The organism is Mycolicibacter sinensis, assembly GCF_001667375.1.
In the GTDB taxonomy this organism is placed as follows: domain Bacteria; phylum Actinomycetota; class Actinomycetes; order Mycobacteriales; family Mycobacteriaceae; genus Mycobacterium; species Mycobacterium sinense_A.
This window is the reverse complement of sequence record NZ_LZIN01000096.1, coordinates 1-14,200: the sequence shown is the minus strand read 5'-3', so window position 1 is coordinate 14,200 and position 14,200 is coordinate 1. Positions and strand designations below refer to the sequence as shown.

The window sequence follows — 14,200 nt, the reverse complement described above, 5'->3', positions numbered from 1 at the left end:
CGGCGGCAGCAACAGCCACCGAAGACGCTGAAACGATTCTCACCTAATCACTCCTTCGCTCGGCCGAGAACGCCCGCAGTCGCAGGCTGTTCGTCACCACCAGAACCGAAGAAGCGGCCATCGCCGCGCCAGCAATCATCGGGTTGAGCAGTCCCGCCGCCGCCAGCGGAATCGCGGCGACGTTGTAACCGAACGCCCAGACGAGGTTCTGCCGGATGATGCGGAGCGTACGCCCAGAGAGCCGCAGCGCGGCCGGAACCGTTAAAAGGTCACCGCGCACCAGGGTCAGGTCACCGGCCTCGATGGCGGCGTCGGTGCCGGTGCCCATCGCCATGCCGATGTCGGCGGTCGCCAGCGCCACCGAGTCGTTGACGCCGTCGCCGACCATCGCCACCCGACGGCCGGCGGCCTGCAGGGTCTTGACGGCGTCGGCCTTGTCCACGGGCAGCACGTCGGAGATGACGTTGGCCGGGTCGATTCCCACCTCGCCGGCCACCTTGCGCGCCACCGTCGCGCCGTCGCCGGTGAGCAGCACCGGGGTGATGCCCATGGCCTTGAGTTCGGCCACCGCCGCGGCGCTGCTGGGCCGCACCGTGTCGGTCAGGGTGATCGTCCCGCGTTCCCGGCCGTCCCAGGACACCTCGACGGCGGTCCCGGTCTGGTGCGCGGCGGCCGAGCGGGCGATCTCAACCCGCACCCCGTCGACCAGCCCGCTCACCCCGTGGCCGGGCCGGCTGGCGAACTCGGTCACCGGTGCGATCGTCAGCCCGGCCGCTTTCGCCCCGGCGACGATGGCCGCGGCGATCGGGTGCTCGGACCCCGATTCAACGGCCGCGGCGCGCGCCAGCACGGTGTCGGGGTCCTCGCCGCGGCTGACCGCAAGGCCGGCGACGGCCATCACGCCGGTGGTGACCGTGCCGGTCTTGTCCAGCACGACGGTGTCGATGTCCTTGACGGCTTCGAGCACCTGCGGGTTCTTGATCAGGATGCCCAGCTGCGCGCCGCGGCCGGTGCCGACCAGGATGGCGGTCGGCGTGGCCAGCCCCAGCGCGCACGGACACGCGATGATCAGCACCGCGACCGCCGCGGTGAACGCCGCCGCCGCGGATTGCCCGGCCAAAAGCCAGCCGGCCAGGGTGAGCGCGGCGATCACCAGCACCGCGGGCACGAACACCGCCGACACCCGGTCGGCCAGCCGCTGGATCGACGCCTTGCCGGCCTGGGCGTCGGTGACCAGCTTGGCCATCCGGGCCAGCTGGGTGTCGGCGCCCACCTTGGTGGCGCGCACCAGCACCAGCCCGGTGGTGTTGAGCGAGCCGCCCAGCACCGCATCGCCCTCGGTGACGTCGACCGGCAGCGACTCGCCGGTCATCGCCGAGATGTCCAGCGCGGTGGCGCCGTCGACGACGACGCCGTCGGTGGCGACCCGCTCACCCGGCCGGACCACGACGACGTCGCCCACCCGCAGCTCGGCGATCGGCACCCGGGTCTCCTTGAGGCCGTCGTCGCCGCGGCGCATGACCGCGGCGTCCTTGGCGCCCAGTTCCAGTAGCTCGCGCAGCGCGGCACCCGCCGAGCGTTTGGCGTGCGCCTCGGCGTAGCGGCCGGTCAGCAGGAAGACGGTGACCACCGCCGCCACCTCGAAATACAGGTGGCCCGAGCCGGTGAGGACCGCGACCACCGACCACAGGTAGGCCGCCAGCGTGCCCAGCGACACCAGGGTGTCCATGGTGGCGGCGCCGTGGGCCGCCGTGCGCGCAGCGGCGCGGTGGAACGGGTAGCCGCCCCACACCACGATCGGCGTGGTCAGCGCGAGCGCCAGCCAGCCCCAGCCGCTGAACTGCCAGGCCATCACCATCGACAGGGCCACCACCGGCAGCGCGAGCAGCGCCGACCCGATCAGCCGGGGGCGTAGTTGCCCAGCCGGGATGTCCGCATGCTCAGCCGGGTGCTCGTGCGCCGCCCCGATCACCGCGGCCTGGTAGCCGGCCGATTCCACCGCGAGCACCAGCTCTTCGGCCGACACGCTCACGTCGTGTTCGACGTGGGCGCGTTCGACCGCCAGGTTCACCGTGGCCTGCACTCCGTCGAGCGCGTTCAGGCCGCGCTCCACCCGCGCCGCACAGGAGGCGCAGGTCATTCCCCGCAGTTCGAGGTCGGTAACGATCACCCCGCCGATGATACCCCCGCGGGGTATATAGCCCCGGGACGGCGACGAGCCCTGCGCAGCCGAGCGATACCGACGACCGCCAGCACGCCGGCGGCCGTCGCCAACAACAGCGCCAGCAGCACCATCCGGGGGTGGTAGGCCACCGAGAGGGTGGCCGGTTCACCGTCGGTCACCGGCGCGACCAGCACCAGGTAGCGAACATTCAGCCAGCTCGCCGCGCAGCCCGCCGCTGCGGCCCCGGCCAGGATCAGCTCGACGACCCCTCGCACGATCGGGGCTCTCACCATGAGGTTTCTTCGGTATCTTCGTCGAGCTCCGCCGGCGCGGTGAGGTCGCCGGGCGGGACCGCCTGGGGCACCAGCTCGCTCAGCAGCGCCCGCAACGTGCGGTGATCACGCGCCCAGGCCTGCACCGTGCGCCGCCCGGTCAGCCGCAGCCCGATGCCCACCCGGCGGCGCGGCACCCCGCTCAGTTCGCCCAGCGCCCGGGCTTCCTGCCATTTCTCCGGTTGCTGCTTGCCCCAGCCGGTGGGCCGCTTGGCCTCGGGGTAGATCATCACGATGTCGGCGATCCGCAGCGTTTCGGTGCCCTGCCGCAGCGTGGTTGCGGACAACTCGACCGAGGTGTGGATGCGCGCCGCCTTCACCTGGATGGCGAGCATGGCCGAGACCAGCGCCGCCAGCAGCGCGGGCAACAACGGCTGGATTCCGTAGCCGCCGGAGTTCTGGATCGCCACCAGCAGGCTCGCCGCGACCGGCCCGAACAGCACCCACCACCAGCTGGCACCGCTCTCGAAGAACAGCGGTGCGGGCTGCGCGGACAGCTCGGAGTTAGACATGTCGGGTCAGCCTAACGTGGCGCCGCTACCCGAAAAACGGTGGTTCTTTCACCAAGGCTCTCAGGCCGTCGCCCAGGCCAGCAGCTCCTCGACCGGCCAGGTGTTGACGATCCGCTCGGCGGCAATCTCGGCGTCGAGCGCGCGCTGGGCGCCGAAGCCGAGGAAGTCGAGCTGGCCGGGAGCGTGTGCGTCGGTGTCGATGCTGAACACACACCCCAACTCGTGCGCCAGATGCAGCAATCGGGTTGGCGGGTCCCGTCGTTCCGGGCGGCAGTTGATCTCCACCGCGGTGTGGTGCTCGCGGCAGGCGGTGAACACCGCCTCAGCGTCGAACTGCGACTCCGGCCGCCGGCCGCGCCCACCGGTCACCAGCCGCCCGGTGCAGTGCCCGAGCACGTTGACCCGCGGATTACAGACCGCGCGCACCATCCGCCGCGTCATCGCGCCCGGCTCCATCGCCAGCTTGGAGTGCACGCTGGCCACCACGATGTCGAGTCGCTCCAGTAACTCCGGTTCCTGATCCAGGCTGCCGTCGTCGAGGATGTCGACCTCGATGCCGGTCAGGATCCGCAGCGGCGCAAACTGCTCCCGCAGCCCGTCGATCACCTCGAGTTGGTGGCGTAGCCGCTGCGGTGAGAGCCCGTTGGCGATGGACAGCCGCGGGGAATGATCGGTCAGCGCGCAGTAGTCATGCCCCAACGCCACCGCGGTGCTCATCATCTCCTCGATCGGGGCCGAGCCGTCCGACCAGTCCGAATGCAGATGCAGGTCCCCGCGCAACGCCGCGCGCAGCACCCCACCACCCAGATCCGCCGCCTCGTCGCGCAACCGCGCCAGGGTGTCGGGCTCAGCACCGGCCCAGGCCTGCGCGATCACCGCGGCGGTCTTCGGCCCGATGCCCGGCAGGGACTGCCAGCTCTCGGCCAGGCCATGGCGGCGCCGCTCGTCGTCGTCCAGGGCCGCGATGACGTCGGCGGCGCGGCGGTAGGCCATCACCCGACGCGGGTCCTCGCGGGCCCGGTCCTTGTAGAACGCGATCTGGCGCAGTGCCTCCACCGGGTCCATCAACCCAGTCTGCCGTCGGTGACGGGCGCCACCGGCTGATCCGACTAACGGATGAAGTACTGCTGAGCGTCCTTGCGATGCAGCAGGAAGGTTCCCGCGGCGATCAGCACCGATCCGACGATGCCGGTGACGGCCAGGGTGATTGCGACCGCCGGCCGGGCATCGGCGTGCGACAGCCCGTTCACCGCGTACACCACCGAGCCGATCCCCCCGCCGGTCAGCAAGGTGCGGGCCCAGCGGTACCCGGAGCGCATCAGCATCAGGAAGGTCGCCACCACCACGACCAGCACCAGTGCGGTCAGCCCGACGATCGGATAGGTCACCGGCAGGTCGGCGATCTCCGGCGCGGCCAGCAGACTCACCACATACCCCGTCGTCATCAGCGGCAGGGCGGCCAGCCACAGCCAGAACCCGGTGTCGACGTCGGTGGGCCGGGTCGCCGCCGGTGGCTGCGACCCGACGTCCGGGTCCGTCACTGCAGCCAGCCGGCCGCTTGGGCCGCCCAGTAGCTCAGCACGATGTCGGCCCCGGCGCGCCGGATGCCGACCAGCGACTCAAGTGCCGCCGCCCGTCGGTCGATCCAGCCGTTGGCGGCCGCCGCCGCGATCATCGCGTACTCGCCGGAGACCTGGTAGGCGGCGACCGGAACCGGTGAGATCGCGGCCGCGGCCGCGATCACGTCCAGGTATCCCATGGCGGGCTTGACCATCACGATGTCGGCGCCCTCGGCGAGATCCAGGGTGACCTCACGCAGTGCCTCGCGGGCGTTGCCGGGCTCCTGCTGATAGGTGCGGCGGTCCCCCTCCAGGCTGGAGGCGACGGCGTCGCGGAACGGGCCGTAGAACGCCGACGCGAACTTCGCCGCGTACGCCAGGATCACCGTGTCGCTGTGCCCGGCGGCGTCCAGCCCGTCGCGAATGGTGGCGACCTGGCCGTCCATCATGCCGCTGGGGCTCACCACATGGGCACCGGAATCCGCTTGCGCCACAGCGAGTTCCACGTAACGTTTCAGGGTGGTGTCGTTATCGACCCGGCCCCGGTCATCGAGCACTCCGCAGTGGCCGTGGTCGGTGAATTCGTCCAGGCAGGTGTCGGCCATCAGCACGGTGGCGTCACCGAGTTCGGCGGCCAGATCGCGCAGCGCGGTGTTGAGGATCCCGTCCGGGTCGGTGCCCGCCGACCCTGCGCAGTCCTTGTCCGCCTCCGCCGGAACGCCGAACAGCATCAGCCCGCCCACCCCGGCGGCCACCGCGTCAACCGCCGCGGTGCGCAGCGAGTCGCGGGTGTGCTGGTAGACACCGGGCATGGAAGGGATGGGCCTGGGCTCGTCGATGCCGTCGGCGACGAACATCGGCAGCACCAAATGCCGCGGCTCCAGCGAGGTTTGGGCCACCAGGCGGCGCATCGCCGGCGTGGACCGCAGCCGACGCGGACGCTGCCGGGGAAAAGCCATGCGGCTAGCGCCTCCGGCTCTTCTTCCGCGGCGGCGGCAGCGCACCCTCGGCCCGCAGCCGGGCTGCGTGCTCGGCCAGCGCGTCGACCAGTGGACCCACCGCGGCCGTCTCGGGCTGCACGTCGACCCGCAGCCCGAATTCGGCTGCCGTCTCGGCGGTCTTGGGGCCGATGCAGGCCACGATGGTCCTCGCGTGCGGCTTACCGGCGATTCCGACCAGGTTGCGCACCGTGGAGCTCGAGGTAAAGCACACCGCGTCGAACCCGCCGGTCTTGATCATCTCCCGAATGGTCGCCGGCGGCGGGGCGGCCCGCACGGTGCGGTAGGCGGTGACGTCCTCGATCTCCCAGCCCCGCTCGCGCAGCCCCTCGGCCAGCGTCTCGGTGGCGATGTCGGCGCGCGGCAGCAACACCCGGTTGACCGGGTCGAAAACGTCGTCGTAGGGCGGGAATTCATCCAGTAGGCCCAGCGAGGACTGCTCCCCGGCCGGCACCAGCTCAGGACTGATCCCGAACGCCCGGACCCGCTCGGCGGTGGCTTCGCCGACGCAGGCGATCTTGACGCCGGAGAACGCGCGAGCGTCCAGACCGAATTCGCCGAACTTCTCCCACACCGCGCGCACCGCGTTGGTCGAGGTGAACACCACCCACTGGTAGCGGCCGTCCACCAAACCCTTGACGGCCCTTTCCATCTGGGCCGGGCTGCGCGGCGGCTCCACGGCGATGGTGGGCACCTCGACCGGCAGGGCGCCGTGGGAGACCAGCCGATCGCTCATCTCGCCGGCCTGGTCCTTGGTGCGCGGCACCAGCACCGTCCAGCCGTACAGGGCGCGGCTCTCCCACCAGTTCAGCTTGGACCGGTTGTTGACCGTCTTGCCGATGGTCACCACCAGCGTGCCGGCGGTGGTCTCCTGACCATTGGGCAGCACGACCGGGTCGATCCCGGCCAGCGCCGCCGGTTCGGTCAGCCCGGCCAGGGTGGACTCGATCGAACGCTGCGCACACGTGGTGCCCGACGTGGTGACCACGCACGGCGTGGCGTCGGCGAGGCCGTACTCGATCAGGGTGCGGGCCGCCTCGGGCAGATGCGAGGTGGTGGCCTGCAGGATCAGCGGGCCCGGGGCGGCGGCCAGCGCCGCCCAATCCACCTGCGGGTCGCGGACGTCGGCCACGGTGTGCGACGAGCCCAGCGGCAGGCCGGCGTAGGTCGGCACCGCGCTGGTGGCCGGCAGGCCCGGCACGATCTCGAATACCACGTTGGTACGGGCCACCGCGTTGACCTCGGTGATGACCGCGTCGACCGACAGCGGGTCGCCGGCCACCAGGCGCACCACGTCGGCGCCCGAACGTGCCTCGGCGGTCAGGATCTTGGCCACCTCGGCCGGCTCGCCCAGCGCCGGGCGGATGTCGGGCCCGCCCGGAACGGTCGCGGCGGCCGCCTTGTCCGAGTCGGCCTCAGAGCCGTCGGTGCCGTCGGCGTCGTCGGTCTTGTCCGCCTTGGGGTCCGGCAGAACCGGCCCGGCGATCGGCGGCAGGTCGGTACCGACCAGCCCGAGCACCGCCTCGGGCACGTCGGGGTCGACGAACACCAGCGCGGCGTTCGTCAGCGCCGTGCGCGCTCGCGCCGTCAACAGGCCCGGGTCACCCGGACCCGAGCCGACGAACACGATGCGGCCCGGCTTGGGCTTTTGCCCTCGCACGCTCAGATGGCGAGCCATTTTCCCACTCCCAGTCACTTCACGCGTCCGACATCAGCTCACGTGCACCCAACTCGAACAGCTCCGTGGCCACCGAGATCCCCAGTTCTCGGGCCGCCTCGGGGCTGCCGATGCCGGATGCACGGATCACGTCGGATCCATCCAGCGCCGCCACGCAACCGCGCAGCGACAGCTCTTCGAAGACCCTGCCGTCCTCATCGATCGACTCGACCACCTCAGCGATCGCGCCGACCGGTGCGGAACAACCCGCCTCCAGTTCGGCGAGCAGGGCACGCTCGGCAGTGACCGCGACGCGGGTGTCGGTGTCGTCCAACTCCGCCAGCACTGCCGCCAGTGCGGTGTCGCCGGCACGACACTCGATCGCCAGCGCACCTTGAGCCGGCGCCGGCAACATCTGCACCGGCTCCAGCGTCTCGGTGATCACATCGAGGCGTCCCACTCGGGCCAGACCCGCCCGGGCTACCACGATGGCGTCGAGTTCTCCGCTGCTTACCCTGTTCAACCTGGTATCTAGGTTGCCTCGTAGGGGGCGAATTTCCAAACCGAGACCCAATGCTCTAAGCTGTGCGGCCCGCCGCGGCGACGACGTGCCCAGCACCGCCCCGGCCGGCAGCTCGCCGAGCACCAGCCCGTCGCGCGCCACCAGCGCGTCCCGGGCGTCCTCCCGGGCCGGGATCGCGGCCAGCTGGAACCGGGGATCGGTGGCGGTGGGCAGGTCCTTGTGCGAGTGCACCGCGGCGTCGACGCGACCGTCGGCGATGGCCTCCCGCAGCTCGGCGGTGAACACCCCCACCCCGAGGTCGGCGATCGGACCCGACGAACGGTCCCCGGCCGTGCTGATCAGGACCAGCTCCGCGGGGTGCCCGGCGGCCACCAAGGCGTCACGAACGGTCCCGGCCTGAGTGGTAGCCAGCACGCTGGCCCGGGTACCGATACGGATTACGTCACCCAAAACGTCTACCCGGCTGACCCGGTTTCGGCGCCGACGTCCATCCCGTCGGGCACCACTGGCAATTCACCGGCGGTCGCGACCGCGTCCACGGCGGTCGGGTCGAGCTCGAAGAGCTCGCGAAGCGCTTCGGCGTAGCTGTCGCCGCCGGGCGAGCTGGCCAGCTGCTTGACCCGCACGGTAGGGGCGTGCAGCAGCTTGTCGACGACGCGGCGCACGGTGCGCGCCACCTCCTCGCGCTGGGCGGTCTCCAGATTCGGCAGCCGGTGATCCAGCCGCAGCAACTCGGCGGTGACCACGTCGGCGGCCCGCTGGCGCAGCGCGGTCACGGTCGGGGTGACCTCGGCCATCCGCTGACCGGCCAGGTAGGTGGCGACCTCACGCGCCACGATGCCGTGCGCGGCGTCGGCGTCGGAGCGGGCGACCTGCGCCGACGGCTCGCGCTGGATCCGCTCCATGTCGATGACCTGCACCCCGGGCAGGCCGGCCACCGCGGCGTCGACGTCGCGGGGCATGCCCAGGTCACAGATCATCAGCGGCTGGGTCGCCTCATCCCGCTTACCGGCGGCCAGCGCGTGGTGCACATCGGCCAGCGACACCACCGGGCTCACCGCCCCGGTGCAGCACACCGCGACGTCGGCGTCGGACAGGGTTGCAGTCATCCGGTCCAGGGCGACGGGTTCGGCTGCCACACCGGATTCGCGGATCTTGCGGGCCAGGCGCTGGGCGCGCGACAGCGAGCGGTTGACCACCCGGATGCGTTTCACGCCGGCGCGCACCAGGTGCGCCGCGGACAGCGCTCCCATCGATCCGGCACCGATCACCACCGCGGTGCGCCCCTGTAATCCGTTGTCACCCAGCTGGTTACTTGCGATCCCCAGCGCGACCGACACGACCGACGCGCCGGCGGCATCGATCCCGGTTTCGGAGTGCACCCGCTTGCCCACCGACAGCGCACGCTGCGCCAGTTCGTGCAGTACCCGGCCGACGGTGTTGTTGGCCTCGGCGGAGGCGTAGGCGCGGCGCACCTGCCCCAGCACCTGCTGTTCGCCGACGACCGCCGAGTCCAGACCGCTGGCCACCGAGAACAGGTGCTCGACGGCGGCTTCGCTGTAGCGGACGTAGGCGTACTTGGTCAGGTCGGTCATCGACATGCCGGAGTGTTCGGACAGCACCTGCCCGACCGCCGAGAGCCCGCCGTGGAACGCCTCGACGACGGCGTAGACCTCGACCCGGTTGCAGGTCGACAGGATCATCGCCTCGGTGACGAGCGGCGATTCCAGCACCTGCTCGACGATCTTGACCTGATCGGGTTCGGCGGTGCTGAGCCGCTCGAGTACGGAGACCGGGGCGCTACGATGCGATACCCCGAAGAGCAGGACGCTCACGGCAAGATCACCTGGTCCGCTCCTTGCTGTCACCCGTGAACAAACTTCACTCCACGGTAGAGGCTAAAGCGCTGGCCCACCAAATTCGGCGATATCGGCGCGCAACCTGGGCTCGTCGACCTCCCAGTAACTGTGCTCGCGTCCGTCGAGCAGCACCACCGGCAGCCGGTCCCCGAATTCCGCTCGCAGGGCGCTGTCACCGCCCGCTGCGGCGGCGTCGACGTCGACTGCGTGCAGGTCGAACCCCAGCTCAGCGGCGAGCTGCGCCAGCTGGGTGTGCACCTCGATGCAGACCGGACATCCGTCGCGGGTCAGCAGCTGCACTTGCGGGCGGGTCATGAGTTCAGTCTGGCGCAGGGTGGCTATCTTTTCGATATGCCCAGCGGAAGTGCGGTCTCGATCACGAATCTGCTGTACCGCTACGCCGAGCTGATGGACGCCGGTGACCTGGAGTCGGCTGCGGCGCTGTTCACCCACGCCCGGATCAAGGCCGACGCCGACGGCACCGTCGTCCTCGACAGCACCGGGCTGCTGCAACTGTGGCGGGGGCTGGTCAAGATCCACCCGGACGGCACGCCGCGCACCAAGCACGTGGTCACCAATCCGATCCTCGACATCGACGAGGAGGCCGGTACCGCGGCCTGCCGGTCCTACTACACCGTGCTGCAACAGACCGACGCCCTGCCGCTGCAGGTAGTCGCCGCCGGCCGCTATCACGACGAGTTCGAGCGGGTCGACGGCGTCTGGCGGTTCAGTTTCCGGGACTACTCGATGCTCGATTTCACAGGCGATCTGCGCGATCACCTGGGGGTCTTGGGGGGCGGGGCCCATTAGGGTTGACGGCGGCCGGAGAACCGGCTGCCCATGCGAAGCGGAAGGAGTCGGGTGATGGCGTTACCGGGCCCGGCCGACGGGGATTCCGCAGCGGGCGCCGACCCCGTGCTGGTCGCCGGCGCCAGCGCCGACCGTGCGCTGGAGGAGCTGCCCGAAGCCGACACGCCCGCCCCGGTCGACCTGACCGCGGCCGCGTTCTTCGACGTCGACAACACCCTGGTGCAGGGCTCGTCGATGGTGCATTTCGGCCGGGGGCTGGCCGCGCGCAACTACTTCACCTACCGCGACGTCGTCGGGTTCTTCTACGCGCAGGCCAAGTTCCAGCTGACCGGCCGGGAGAACAGCGACGACGTCGCGGCCGGCCGGCGCAAGGCGCTGGCGTTCATCGAGGGCCGGCCGGTGTCGGAGCTGGTGGATCTGGGCGAGGAGATCTACGACGAGATCATCGCCGACAAGATCTGGCCCGGCACCCGCGAGCTGGCCCAGATGCATCTCGACGCCGGCCAGCAGGTGTGGCTGGTGACCGCCACCCCCTACGAGCTGGCCGCGACCATCGCCCGGCGGCTCGGGCTGACCGGGGCGCTGGGCACCGTCGCGGAGTCGGTCGACGGGGTGTTCACCGGCCGGCTGGTCGGCGAGATCCTGCACGGGCTCGGCAAGGCGCACGCGGTGCGATCGCTGGCCATCCGCGAGGGGTTGAACCTGCGGCGCTGCACCGCCTATTCCGACAGCTTCAACGATGTGCCGATGCTGTCGCTGGTGGGCACCGCGGTCGCGATCAACCCGGATGCCGCGCTGCGGGAGATGGCGCGCAACCGGGGCTGGGAGATCCGCGACTTCCGCACCGCGCGGCGGGCGGCGCGTATCGGCGTGCCGTCGGCGCTGGCGCTGGGGGCGGTCGGCGGGGCCCTGGCTGCGGCTGTGGCGCACCGGAACGAGCGCGCCTAGCGTGACCGCTGATAAGCTTCCGCCCGCCGAACACCACGGCGAGCGGAGGGGTAGACCGGCATGGCAGTACACACCGAGTCGCAGGGAATCATCGGGACGCACTACCGGTTCCCGGACTACTTCGAGGTCGGCCGGGAGAAGATCCGGGAGTTCGCCCGCTCGGTCAAGGATGACCACCCCGCCCACTTCGACGAGGACGCCGCGGCCGAGGCCGGGTACACCGGCCTGGTCGCGTCACTGACGTTCCTGGCGGTCGCCGGGCGCCAGGTCCAGCTGGAGATCTTCGAGAAGTTCGACATCCCGATCAACATCGCCCGGGTGCTGCACCGCGACCAGAAGTTCACCTTCCACCGGCCGATCATGGCCGGGGACAGGCTGTACTTCGACACCTACCTGGACTCGGTGATCGAGTCCCACGGCACGGTGGTCAGCGAGGTCCGCAGCGAAGTCACCGACGCCGAGGGCAAGCCGGTGGTGACCAGCGTCGTCACCATGCTCGGCGAGTCGGTCAACCAGGACGCCGACACCGAGGCGGCCACGATCGCCGCGATCGCATCGATGCGCGACCGGGCGCAGGGCAAGAAGTAGGCGGCTCAGCCCAGGAACATGTTGCGGCGGCCGGCCAGCAGCCGGTACAGCGTCTGCTGAATCGTCTCGCGCACCTGGTCGGTCAGCTCGAAGGTGACCATCGGGTCGTCGGCCGCACCGGGCTCATAGTCGGTGGTCTTGATCGGCTCACCGAAGGCGATGTGCCACTTCGACGGCAGCGGCACCAGACCAGCAGGCCCGGCCAGCGGGAACAGCGGGGTGATCGGGAAGTAGGGCACACCGAGCAGCCGTGCCAATAGCTTGACGTCGGCGATCATCGGATAGATCTCCTCGGAGCCGACGATCGAACACGGCACGATCGGCGCCTGGTTGTGCAGCGCCGCCGAGACGAAGCCGCCGCGACCGAACCGCTGCAGCTTGTAGCGGTCCTTGAACCGCTTGCCCAGGCCCTTGTAGCCCTCCGGGAACACCGCGGTCAGCTCGCCGGCCGCCAGCAGCCGGTTGGCGTCGACGGTGCAGGCCATGGTGTGGCCGGCCTTGCGGGCGGCCGGGCCGATCAGCGGCAGGTCGAATACCAGGTCGGCGCCGAGCATCCGCAGGTCGCGGTGGGCCGGGTGGTGATCGTGCACCGCCACCGAGAGCATCAGCGCGTCCATCGGCAGCACCCCGGCGTGGTTGGCCACCACCAGCGCGGGCCCGTCGGCCGGCAGGTTCTCGATGCCGCTGACCTCGACCCGGAACCACTCGTTGAAGACGAGCCGCAGCAGCGGCAGCGCGACGGCCTCGTTGAAGTGCGGGTCGAAGCCGAACTCGTCGACCTGGTAATCGCCGGTGATCCGCTCGCGCAGGAACGCGACGACGGCGGCGACCCGCCGGCCGAACTCGCCCGGGGTCGGCTCGGGGTCGCCGGACACCGCAGCACGGCGCTCATCGATCTCGCGGACGACGGCGGCGATCTGCTCGGCCGAGGCGCGTTCGGCGGGGCCGCTCAGCGTCGACGGGTGCCGCCGCCCGGCGCCCGAGTTCTTGTGCAGCGGGATGACTTTGGCTTTTGCACCACCAGCCATGGTTAACCTCCCCGCAACCTGTCCATACCGATGTCACCTAGTCGTTGCGCCGCGCTCACCACGCGTCGCTCCATCGACTCCACCCATTTGGGGTCGATGATCGGAGTGAGACCTCGCCCCCGAACGTAGTCGTCAAATGCCTCAGCGGTAGTCCACTTCGTCGTGTACCCGAGGTCGGTTCGCATTCTAGTCGTATCCATCACCCGGCCAAAGCTGAGATAGTTCAGCTGCTCCCGGTTGATCTCGGTGTAGTTGTTGGCGCGCCGCAGCGAATCCAGCACCGACAGGCCTATACCGGGCAGCGGCAACGGAATCCGGCCCGAGCGGCGGATCGCCTGCGACATCATGATGATGCCGTCGGCGCCGACGTTGAAGGTGCCCGCCTTGCCGGCCATGCTGGCGCGTTCCAGCGCGCCCAGCGCGTCCTGCTCGTGCAGCAGCTGCAGGCGCGCGTCGCGGCCCAGCACCATCGGAACCAGCGGTCCGTCGAGGTAGCGCGACAGCGCGGTGTCCATGGCCGGGCCGATCATGTTGGCCATCCGCAGAATGGTGACCGCGACGTCCGGCCGGCGCCGGCCCAGCCCGCGGGCGTAGCCCTCGATGTCGATGCTGTCGCGCGGAAAGCCCTGGGTGGGCGGCCGGTAACTGGTGCTGTCCTCGGTGAACAGCACCGGGTCACGCGAGCAGGACCCGTAGACCTCCGAGGTCGACTTGAGCACCACCCGGCGCACCGAGGGCGCCTTTTGGCAGGCGGCGAACAACTGCATGGCGCCCATCACGTTGAGCTCCTTGAGCGCCGCCCCGCCGCCGGAGCGCGGCACATAGGACGCCGCGGCAGCGTGCACCACGGTGTCGACCTCACTGTTTCGAATCACCTTGGCGATAAAGGGATTGCGAATGTCGGCGCGGACGAATTCAGCGCGCCCCATCCGGCGCAGCATGTCCTTGCTCGGCATGACCGCGTCGACCGCGATCACCCGGTTGATCAAGGGGTTCTGCGTGAGCCTGGCGGTCAAATAACCACCCAGGAACCGGCACGCGCCGGTGACCAGCACAACCTTGGGGTAGTGCCGGACGTCGCTTCGCGTGCTGTCGCTCGGGGGGCCGGCCTCGTCCACTCCGCAAGCCTAACGGCCACTGGAGGAAAGGAGTACCGGCGATCGGCCGTGCACGGTCGTAGCCGAGGCGCAGGCCAGACGGAGTTACTTACCGAGTTTTCTGC

General features: G+C 70.4%; 15 protein-coding genes. 3 read left to right on the top strand and 12 right to left on the bottom strand.

Annotated features, from left to right (window positions below; translation table 11 throughout):
- Window positions 1–43: 43 nt before the first annotated feature.
- The 10 genes from A5771_RS19235 to A5771_RS19190 all read right to left on the bottom strand — a co-directional run bounded on the left by A5771_RS19235 (window position 44) and on the right by A5771_RS19190 (window position 9,919).
- Window positions 44–2,140 (bottom strand): heavy metal translocating P-type ATPase, encoded by a 2,097-nt coding sequence (locus tag A5771_RS19235; RefSeq protein WP_064856929.1) that lies wholly within the window; start codon window positions 2,138–2,140, stop codon window positions 44–46.
- Between the two features lie 26 nt (window positions 2,141–2,166).
- The gene (locus tag A5771_RS19230) at window positions 2,167–2,457 is read right to left on the bottom strand and encodes a hypothetical protein (RefSeq protein WP_064856794.1); all 291 of its coding nucleotides are present in this window, start codon (window positions 2,455–2,457) and stop codon (window positions 2,167–2,169) included.
- On the bottom strand, window positions 2,451–3,008 hold the full coding sequence (locus tag A5771_RS19225; protein ID WP_064856793.1) for a hypothetical protein: 558 nt from the start codon (window positions 3,006–3,008) through the stop codon (window positions 2,451–2,453). Before A5771_RS19225 ends, A5771_RS19230 begins: the two co-directional genes overlap by 7 nt.
- A gap of 60 nt (window positions 3,009–3,068) precedes the next feature.
- Window positions 3,069–4,073: a PHP domain-containing protein gene (locus A5771_RS19220; RefSeq protein ID WP_064856792.1), complete on the bottom strand. Its 1,005-nt coding sequence runs from the start codon at window positions 4,071–4,073 to the stop codon at window positions 3,069–3,071.
- Window positions 4,074–4,117: 44 nt separating this feature from the next.
- The gene (locus tag A5771_RS19215; protein WP_064856791.1) at window positions 4,118–4,549 is read right to left on the bottom strand and encodes a hypothetical protein; all 432 of its coding nucleotides are present in this window, start codon (window positions 4,547–4,549) and stop codon (window positions 4,118–4,120) included.
- On the bottom strand, window positions 4,546–5,526 hold the full coding sequence (hemB, locus tag A5771_RS19210) for a porphobilinogen synthase (protein WP_064856790.1): 981 nt from the start codon (window positions 5,524–5,526) through the stop codon (window positions 4,546–4,548). Before hemB ends, A5771_RS19215 begins: the two co-directional genes overlap by 4 nt.
- Window positions 5,527–5,530: 4 nt before the next feature.
- Window positions 5,531–7,243, bottom strand: coding sequence for a uroporphyrinogen-III synthase (locus A5771_RS19205; protein WP_064856789.1), 1,713 nt, complete (start codon window positions 7,241–7,243; stop codon window positions 5,531–5,533).
- Between the two features lie 19 nt (window positions 7,244–7,262).
- Window positions 7,263–8,195, bottom strand: coding sequence for a hydroxymethylbilane synthase (gene hemC / locus A5771_RS19200; RefSeq protein ID WP_064856788.1), 933 nt, complete (start codon window positions 8,193–8,195; stop codon window positions 7,263–7,265).
- Window positions 8,196–8,200: 5 nt separating this feature from the next.
- Window positions 8,201–9,580, bottom strand: coding sequence for a glutamyl-tRNA reductase (locus A5771_RS19195; protein ID WP_064856787.1), 1,380 nt, complete (start codon window positions 9,578–9,580; stop codon window positions 8,201–8,203).
- A 63-nt stretch (window positions 9,581–9,643) separates the two neighbouring features.
- Window positions 9,644–9,919 (bottom strand): glutaredoxin family protein, encoded by a 276-nt coding sequence (locus A5771_RS19190; protein ID WP_064856786.1) that lies wholly within the window; start codon window positions 9,917–9,919, stop codon window positions 9,644–9,646.
- Between the two features lie 36 nt (window positions 9,920–9,955).
- On the opposite strand from A5771_RS19190, the gene A5771_RS19185 reads away from it, so the two are divergent.
- The 3 genes from A5771_RS19185 to A5771_RS19175 are packed head-to-tail and all read left to right on the top strand — an operon-like array spanning window position 9,956 to window position 11,950.
- Window positions 9,956–10,414 carry a nuclear transport factor 2 family protein gene (locus A5771_RS19185; protein ID WP_064856785.1) on the top strand — a complete coding sequence of 153 codons (459 nt, stop codon included), beginning with the start codon at window positions 9,956–9,958 and terminating at the stop codon, window positions 10,412–10,414.
- A gap of 54 nt (window positions 10,415–10,468) precedes the next feature.
- On the top strand, window positions 10,469–11,362 hold the full coding sequence (locus tag A5771_RS19180; protein ID WP_064856784.1) for an HAD family hydrolase: 894 nt from the start codon (window positions 10,469–10,471) through the stop codon (window positions 11,360–11,362).
- A gap of 60 nt (window positions 11,363–11,422) precedes the next feature.
- The gene (locus A5771_RS19175) at window positions 11,423–11,950 is read left to right on the top strand and encodes an FAS1-like dehydratase domain-containing protein (RefSeq protein WP_064856783.1); all 528 of its coding nucleotides are present in this window, start codon (window positions 11,423–11,425) and stop codon (window positions 11,948–11,950) included.
- Between the two features lie 5 nt (window positions 11,951–11,955).
- Here A5771_RS19175 and A5771_RS19170 read toward each other — a convergent pair whose 3' ends face one another.
- Window positions 11,956–12,978: a lysophospholipid acyltransferase family protein gene (locus A5771_RS19170; protein WP_064856782.1), complete on the bottom strand. Its 1,023-nt coding sequence runs from the start codon at window positions 12,976–12,978 to the stop codon at window positions 11,956–11,958.
- 2 nt (window positions 12,979–12,980) lie between these two features.
- Complete coding sequence (locus tag A5771_RS19165; protein WP_064856781.1) at window positions 12,981–14,096, bottom strand: SDR family oxidoreductase; 1,116 nt, start codon at window positions 14,094–14,096, stop codon at window positions 12,981–12,983.
- Between the last annotated feature and the right edge of the window lie 104 nt (window positions 14,097–14,200).

Coding starts and splice junctions, on each gene's coding strand:
- A5771_RS19230 (WP_064856794.1), bottom strand. CDS start 2,457: ATGGTGAGAGCCCCGATCGTGCGAGGGGTCGTCGAGCTGATCCTGGCC.
- A5771_RS19190 (WP_064856786.1), bottom strand. CDS start 9,919: ATGACCCGCCCGCAAGTGCAGCTGCTGACCCGCGACGGATGTCCGGTC.
- A5771_RS19220 (WP_064856792.1), bottom strand. CDS start 4,073: ATGGACCCGGTGGAGGCACTGCGCCAGATCGCGTTCTACAAGGACCGG.
- A5771_RS19225 (WP_064856793.1), bottom strand. CDS start 3,008: ATGTCTAACTCCGAGCTGTCCGCGCAGCCCGCACCGCTGTTCTTCGAG.
- A5771_RS19170 (WP_064856782.1), bottom strand. CDS start 12,978: ATGGCTGGTGGTGCAAAAGCCAAAGTCATCCCGCTGCACAAGAACTCG.
- A5771_RS19205 (WP_064856789.1), bottom strand. CDS start 7,243: ATGGCTCGCCATCTGAGCGTGCGAGGGCAAAAGCCCAAGCCGGGCCGC.
- A5771_RS19180 (WP_064856784.1), top strand. CDS start 10,469: ATGGCGTTACCGGGCCCGGCCGACGGGGATTCCGCAGCGGGCGCCGAC.
- A5771_RS19235 (WP_064856929.1), bottom strand. CDS start 2,140: ATGACCTGCGCCTCCTGTGCGGCGCGGGTGGAGCGCGGCCTGAACGCG.
- hemB (WP_064856790.1), bottom strand. CDS start 5,526: ATGGCTTTTCCCCGGCAGCGTCCGCGTCGGCTGCGGTCCACGCCGGCG.
- A5771_RS19185 (WP_064856785.1), top strand. CDS start 9,956: ATGCCCAGCGGAAGTGCGGTCTCGATCACGAATCTGCTGTACCGCTAC.
- A5771_RS19175 (WP_064856783.1), top strand. CDS start 11,423: ATGGCAGTACACACCGAGTCGCAGGGAATCATCGGGACGCACTACCGG.